The 6863-nt window shown below is 59.0% G+C and carries 8 protein-coding genes; 5 read left to right on the top strand and 3 right to left on the bottom strand.

Features of this window, described 5'->3' with window-relative positions:
• Nucleotides 1-23: 23 nt before the first annotated feature.
• Nucleotides 24-902 (bottom strand): esterase/lipase family protein, encoded by an 879-nt coding sequence (locus KGB07_RS02575; protein ID WP_046038589.1) that lies wholly within the window; start codon nucleotides 900-902, stop codon nucleotides 24-26.
• A gap of 335 nt (nucleotides 903-1237) precedes the next feature.
• Here KGB07_RS02575 and KGB07_RS02580 point away from each other — a divergent pair, with 335 nt between their 5' ends.
• On the top strand, nucleotides 1238-2302 hold the full coding sequence (locus KGB07_RS02580; RefSeq protein ID WP_223464426.1) for a hypothetical protein: 1065 nt from the start codon (nucleotides 1238-1240) through the stop codon (nucleotides 2300-2302).
• 57 nt (nucleotides 2303-2359) lie between these two features.
• On the opposite strand, the gene KGB07_RS02585 is transcribed toward KGB07_RS02580, so the two are convergent.
• On the bottom strand, nucleotides 2360-3439 hold the full coding sequence (locus KGB07_RS02585) for a 3-deoxy-7-phosphoheptulonate synthase (protein ID WP_046038442.1): 1080 nt from the start codon (nucleotides 3437-3439) through the stop codon (nucleotides 2360-2362).
• A 337-nt stretch (nucleotides 3440-3776) separates the two neighbouring features.
• Nucleotides 3777-3905 (bottom strand): hypothetical protein, encoded by a 129-nt coding sequence (locus KGB07_RS29485; RefSeq protein ID WP_259674428.1) that lies wholly within the window; start codon nucleotides 3903-3905, stop codon nucleotides 3777-3779.
• Between the two features lie 159 nt (nucleotides 3906-4064).
• Between KGB07_RS29485 and KGB07_RS02590 the strand changes: the two genes are divergently transcribed.
• From KGB07_RS02590 to uvrC, 4 genes are all read left to right on the top strand, one after another.
• Nucleotides 4065-4823 carry a carbon-nitrogen hydrolase family protein gene (locus KGB07_RS02590; RefSeq protein WP_223464428.1) on the top strand — a complete coding sequence of 253 codons (759 nt, stop codon included), beginning with the start codon at nucleotides 4065-4067 and terminating at the stop codon, nucleotides 4821-4823.
• Nucleotides 4823-5296: a GNAT family N-acetyltransferase gene (locus tag KGB07_RS02595; RefSeq protein ID WP_223464444.1), complete on the top strand. Its 474-nt coding sequence runs from the start codon at nucleotides 4823-4825 to the stop codon at nucleotides 5294-5296. Before KGB07_RS02590 ends, KGB07_RS02595 begins: the two co-directional genes overlap by 1 nt.
• Before the next feature lie 97 nt (nucleotides 5297-5393).
• Nucleotides 5394-6035: a UvrY/SirA/GacA family response regulator transcription factor gene (uvrY, locus tag KGB07_RS02600; RefSeq protein ID WP_008015884.1), complete on the top strand. Its 642-nt coding sequence runs from the start codon at nucleotides 5394-5396 to the stop codon at nucleotides 6033-6035.
• 2 nt (nucleotides 6036-6037) lie between these two features.
• Nucleotides 6038-6863: excinuclease ABC subunit UvrC (gene uvrC, locus KGB07_RS02605; protein ID WP_223464429.1), on the top strand; the 826-nt coding region annotated here is incomplete at its 3' end.

Genomic DNA, 6863 nt, shown 5'->3' on the forward strand with positions numbered 1-6863 from the left:
CGGGATCCACGGCAGGTGGCACCTCAAAGGCCGGCGTCCCTCAAACGCCTGGCATGCTGGACATACAGATCAATCGGGTCGACACCTGTGCGCAGCTGGCCGGTCGGCTGGCCAATGGAGTCCAGATGATCCAGCGCATAGTCGGACCGGATAACCGTGCCCAGGTGGGAACTGAAGCGACCGACCAGACCGTCGTTCTCGCTTTCCGTGACGAAGTAACCGGAAAGGGCCCGGCAAAAGGCGTTGAGCGGATCGAGCGCGTAGAGCCCTTCTTCGAGAACATTCGACGCCAGCACGCCACCCCACGAGTAGTAACGAACACCGTTGACCTGTTCGCAGCCCTTGCCGCCCCAGGTGGTGGGCAGTCCTTGCGGGTATTTGTCGTTGAATGCGCCTACGCCTTCGGTGGTCAGCGCATTGAGGGCGGCAATGGCGTTTCGCGGTTGATACCGATTGTCGCTCAAGGTCGCGAGGAAGTCGGCGAACAGGGTCACCACCGTCTCGGCCACATGTTCCGGCAGGCAGCCCGGCGTCAATGCCTTGCGCAGGAAATCGGCCAGTTCCGAACCATGGTTCGGCCCGCTGACGGAGGTGACCGACGCCACGCTGTGTGGCGCAATCGCTGCGGCATAACGTGCGGTCAGTGCGCCCTGGCTATGGCCTATGAGGTTGACTTTGCGTGCACCGGTTCCTTCCAGTACCCGCTCGATCTGTGCGAGCAATTGGTCTCCGCGTATCTCGTTGTCATGGATGGCCGACAAGTGGGGGACGAACACCCGGGCTCCGGCGTTCCTCAGCGCCTGCCTGACGTCGTGAAAGAGCTCGAACTTGCCGATTTTTTCGAAACCGAAAAGGCCGTGGACCAGCAGTATTGGGTAACGAGTGCTTGCATTCCTTTGCATGTTCATACCTTTACGCAGAAGTTCATTGGGACTGCATGGCGCTTCACTCTAAAACACTCGAGGTTGGCGCGATGTATGAAAAGTCCGCCGAAATTTGCGGAAAACGGAATAGAACAAGTGCGAATGCTCAAGAGTGGCTGAAGCCTTTGTCGGAATAGTTCGAGGACTTTTCGCGGCAATCAGCTTGCTGCTGATCAAAGACCTACTTTGCATGTATCGATTTTCCGAGCGGGCCGGAGTGAGAGGCCGACATCACGACTGTTCGTCATGCGGTTAAATAGTCTTCAAGAGCCGGCCTGCTGTCCGGCGTTTATTCCAGGGAATGGAGCGAATGAATGACTGTTTATGAACCCGACACCTTGAATCTCGCGCAGCAACCATTACCACCTCCCATGCTTGAGCAGGCGCAAAACGGCGTTCTGAATCCCTCTGACAAAAAAGCCGTCATCAGGGTCCTGCCTTATCCCGGCATGACCTGCGGCGACAAATTGTTGTTGAGTTGGGCGGGGCTGGATGCCGATGGCCTCGCCTGCAATCACCAGGTGGCGCGTTTTGTCAGTGAGGACCGGGTCGGCGAGGACATAATCTTTGCCGTAGGTAGCGCACATATCGCGGCGCTTGAGGGTGGTTCACTGGAAATCGGTTACTCACTCACGAGCACCCGATTGGCCGAGCCCGTGCATTCCCAAAGGTTGCAACTGAGTGTCGGAGATGTGCAATCGGACCTGTTGCCCGCGACGGTGAACGATGCGGTGGGCAGAACGCTTGATCCGGATTGGGTGAAGGAAGGGGCGATCGTTACGATCAAGCCCTATGCGCGCATGGCGGCGGGCGACTTGGTGCTACTGACCTGGGCGGGCGTTTCGGTCGAAGCAAGTTTCAGTGATGCACTCAAGGTCGAGTCGTTCGCTGTGGGGGACGAACTGTCGTTTTGGGTCAGTCCGGAGTGCATTACGCTCAATCTGGGCTCCTCGGTGTCCGTCGACTATTGCGTCAAGCAGGCAGGGCAGGGGCCTCGTTATTCTGAAGTAACGGCACTGATGATTGGCATCCTGGAGCGGCGACCACTGCGAGCACCCACTGTACTGGAAGCCAACGAAGGTTGGGTGGATCTGCAAGATGCGCAGGATGGCGTGACCGTCATCATCGAAAACGCCAGCGCTGAAAAAGGAGAACGGATCTACCTGACATGCGACGGGGAGAAATTCAATCACGGTGACGACCGCGAAATAACCAGGGACACCGCGGGCGAACCGTTGGTGTTCATCGTTCCCTACCCGTTCTGGAGGGATCATCGAGACTCCGCGATCCGTGTTTCCTGCTCAGTCGAGCGCCTTGACGGTACCCGCCAGCAATCGGGGGTGACACTGGTTCAGGTGCAGTCCCTGATGGGACATTGATTGTCATTTGCCCTCCAGTCTTCGCATGAAGACCGGAGGGCGCATGGAGGATGCTGATTATCGGGCGTTGTTTGAGGCTCGCAGCCGATCTGCCGCCTCAAGCAACAACTGTTCTGTCCCGGCCCAACCGAGGCAACCATCGGTCACCGACACACCGTATTGTAGTGTCGAACCCAACGGCTGGCAGCCCTCGAATAAATGACTCTCGATCATCATGCCGATCAGCGAACGATCACCTTGCAGACGCTGTTCAAGTACCTCCTGGAACACGGCTGGCTGGCGCAGCGGGTCTTTGCCGCTGTTGGCGTGACTGCAATCGACCATGATTCGAGCCGGAATCCTGAGCCTGGTCAGGTCGCTGTTCACCTGGGCAATGCTGGCGCTGTCGTAGTTCGGCCCGCGATGGCCGCCGCGCAATACCAGGTGGGTGTCCGCATTGCCCATGGTTTGGATGATCGCCGGATGTCCCTGGCTATCGACACCGAAATGGCGATGGGGATGGGCGGCGGAGCGCATGGCGTCGCTGGCGACGCCGACACCGCCGTCAGTCCCGTTTTTGAACCCTACCGGCATGCCCAGGCCGCTGGCCATTTCCCGGTGGATCTGCGACTCCGTGGTCCGGGCGCCAATCGCCACCCAGCTCAACAGATCGTCGAGGTAGCCGGCCGCCATCGGTTGCAACAGTTCAGTGGCAACGGGCAAACCCAGGCGAAGCATTTCGCGCATCAGTTCGCGGGACAGCGTCAGGCCGGCGGCCATGTCATCGCTGCCATCGAGGTGCGGGTCGTAGGCAAGGCCTTTCCAGCCAACCGTGGTACGGGGTTTTTCGACGTACGCGCGCATCACCAGCAGCATTTCGTCGCTGACTTCGGCGGAGAGGCGGGCAAGGTTGCCGGCGTATTCGAGAGCTGATTTCGGATCGTGTATCGAGCAGGGGCCGACGATGACCAGCAGGCGGGAATCTTCACCGTTGAGGATCGCGCGAACCGCCTGACGGTGGGCGGTGACTTGCCGGGTCAGGGCGTTGCTGAGGGGCAATTGCTGTTTGAGATGCAATGAGCTGGGCAGGCGCAGGGTCAGCGCTTCATTGGCAGGGCTCAAGGTGGACAGCGGCAGTGCAGAGACGGACGAGTTCATATTCAAGGCTTCCTGGGCTGGTGGCGGGTTCGTGCCCGCGCGCTCGGCCCTACTGGGGTGTTCGACAATTGGCCGGATTGGCTGCGTGTGTGTGCTTGCCACCTGTGGGTGACCGATCGGAGGCGGCAGGCTGTCCCGAGCGGAGGGTGGTAAATCGCCAGGCGGTAAAACTGTCGTAACGGTAATAAGTGGCGTAGTTCATGTTTTGAATCCTCTGAATGTCTGGTGTGTCGCTAAAAGTCTTGGGGCTGAAAAAACAAAACCCCCGGTCGGGAGGCCGACCGGGGGTTGAGAATTCTCTGGTGGCGACCCGTTTAAAGTGGGCGCCGTGTGGGTATCAGGCGCGCCAGTGGCTAAACCAATACCCAAAATAAAAACTGACCGGAGCACAACCGTCGTTCACCCGGGCAGCCGCAACCGAGCGCAGGGCGCTGGCGGTACGAAGCTGTAAGAGGGTGTTGAACATGGTCTGTCTCCGATGGATGGGTCGAGCTTACTAGAGGCCGGTACGCAGATTCAATCAGAAAATGCTATCGGCCAACGATGGCACTTTCTATCGCCTGAGTGCCCCGAAGGTTGTGACACACTCTGCGCTTCAACAAACATATCGTCACAAGGACGCATCATGACGGCACTGACCCTCGCCGCCGCGCAATCGATCTCCATCGCCGGAGATCTCGCCGGCAACATCGCCAGACATCAACGTTTCTTGCAGGTGGCTGCGGAGCGGGGCGTGCAATTGCTGGTGTTCCCTGAATTGTCGCTGACCGGCTATGAACGGGGGCTTGCTGCGCAATTGGCTGTTGCGCCGGACGCGGCCGTACTGCAACCGCTGCGTGATTTTGCCAAGGAGGTCGGCGTGACGGCCGTCGTTGGCATGCCGATTCGGCTGACGGACACATCGCCGGTGCTGATTGGCGCGATGATACTCGGCGCCGATGGTTCTCTCGCGGTCTACAGCAAGCAACATCTGCATCCGGGGGAGGAGGTGGTATTTGCGCCGGGAGCGGGAGGCGAGCCTCTGACAATCGGCGTGGATACTATTGCGTTGGCCGTGTGCGCGGATTTCAACCATGCCGATCATGCGGCCCTGGCCGCACTGAAAGGCGCTGGCATATATGCCGCGGGTGTGCTGGTCACGGAAAAAGGCTACGACCCGGATACCGCCTTGTTGCAGGGCTACGCCGCTGGCCATTCAATGGTGGTGTTGATGGCCAACCATGGCGGTGCAACGGGTGGTTGGGAGTCGGCAGGACGGAGCGCAGTGTGGGCGTCGGACGGTTCGCTGATTGCGGCCGCCTCCGGTACTGGCAACCTGATGGTGGTTGCCCGGCGCAATCCCGCGGGCTGGACCGGGGAGGTATTGGCGGTGGAACTGGAATGATGGAACGCCAATGGCGTCCGGCAACACCGGATGACCTCGAATTCGCCCGCGAACTGACCTGTAGAGGCATGCTGCGCTACTACATTGAGCATGACCTGTTGTGGCAGGACGAAGCGTTTGACGTGGCCTGGGCCGGGCGCGACAACCGCGTGATTGCATGGGGCGACAAAGTGCTGGGTTATGTCAGCCTGAGCCGTGATGCCAGAGCCTTGTATATCCGCGAATTGCATATCGTCGAAGCGTTTCGTGGGCAGGGCGCCGGATCCTGGGCGATCGATCAGGTATTGGCTCTGGCGCGCCAGGAACGGCGCTCGGCGTTACGCCTGACGGTTTTCGAAAACAACCCGGCGCAAGCGTTGTACGAGCTCAAGGGATTAAGGGTGGTGGGCAAGGACGAATGTTTCCTGAGGATGCAACTGGATATCCCCGGCCTGGATTGCTGCGACACGCTTGCGATAAGCCTTTCAAGATGAATTGAAACTTTTAATCTGACGCTTTCCGCTAGGTCTGCCAGATGCTTTTTGCTAAGGTGTCTGGCAAACCAATAAGACCATATCGCGAGGTGTCTGCTTGATTAGGGTGCTAGTAGTCGATGACCATGATCTCGTTCGTACAGGCATTACACGAATGCTGGCTGACATCGATGGCCTGCAAGTAGTCGGCCAGGCCGAGTCGGGTGAGGAATCCCTGCTCAAGGCGCGTGAGCTGAAACCCGATGTGGTGCTGATGGACGTCAAGATGCCGGGTATCGGCGGTCTTGAAGCCACTCGCAAATTATTGCGCAGTCATCCGGATATCAAGGTCGTCGCGGTGACCGTGTGTGAAGAGGACCCGTTTCCTACTCGGCTGTTGCAGGCCGGTGCGGCCGGGTACCTGACCAAGGGGGCAGGTTTGCCGGAAATGGTCCAGGCCATCCGCCTGGTGTTTGCCGGGCAACGCTACATCAGCCCGCAAATTGCCCAGCAACTGGCGATCAAGTCCTTCCAGCCCACCAACGATTCGCCTTTCGATGCCTTGTCGGAACGGGAAATCCAGATCGCGCTGATGATCGTTGGCTGCCAGAAAGTGCAGATCATTTCCGACAAATTGTGCCTGTCCCCGAAAACCGTGAACACCTACCGTTACCGCATCTTCGAAAAGCTTTCGATCAGCAGTGATGTCGAGTTGACGCTGTTGGCGGTTCGTCATGGCATGGTCGACGCCAGCCTCTGAAAATGAACGACACCTTTGATCCTGGCGCCTTTCTGTCGACCGTTAGCGGGCGCCCCGGCGTGTACCGCATGTTCGACAGTGAAGCGCGGTTGCTCTACGTCGGCAAGGCGAAGAACCTCAAGAATCGCCTGTCGAGTTATTTTCGCAAGACCGGGCTTGCCCCCAAGACCGCCGCGCTGGTAGCGCGTATCGCCCAGGTCGAGACGACGATCACCGCCAACGAAACTGAAGCCTTGCTGCTTGAGCAGACGCTGATCAAGGAATGGCGCCCGCCCTACAACATCCTGCTGCGCGACGATAAATCCTACCCCTACGTCTTTCTCTCCGACGGAGAGTTTCCGCGCCTGAGCATCCATCGCGGCGCGAAAAAGGCCAAAGGCAAATACTTCGGGCCTTACCCGAGCGCCGGTGCGATCCGCGAAAGCCTGAGCCTGCTGCAAAAGACGTTTTTCGTTCGGCAATGCGAAGACAGTTATTACAAGAATCGCACGCGCCCTTGCCTGCAATACCAGATCAAACGCTGCAAGGCGCCCTGTGTCGGGCTGGTGGAACCCCAGGTGTACGCCGAGGATGTACGCCATTCGGTGATGTTTCTTGAAGGGCGCAGCAATGCACTGACTGACGAGTTGTCCGCCGGGATGGAAGAGGCGGCGATCAATCTCGAATTCGAGCGAGCAGCCGAGTTGCGGGACCAGATTGCGTTACTGCGCCGGGTCCAGGATCAACAGAGCATGGAAGGCGGGACTGGGGACGTCGACGTGATTGCCGCCTTCGTCAATCCGGGCGGCGCCTGTGTTCACCTGATCAGTGTGCGGGGCGGGCGGGTAC

The organism is Pseudomonas sp. GL-RE-26 (assembly GCF_019956275.1).
Lineage (GTDB): Bacteria > Pseudomonadota > Gammaproteobacteria > Pseudomonadales > Pseudomonadaceae > Aquipseudomonas > Aquipseudomonas grandcourensis.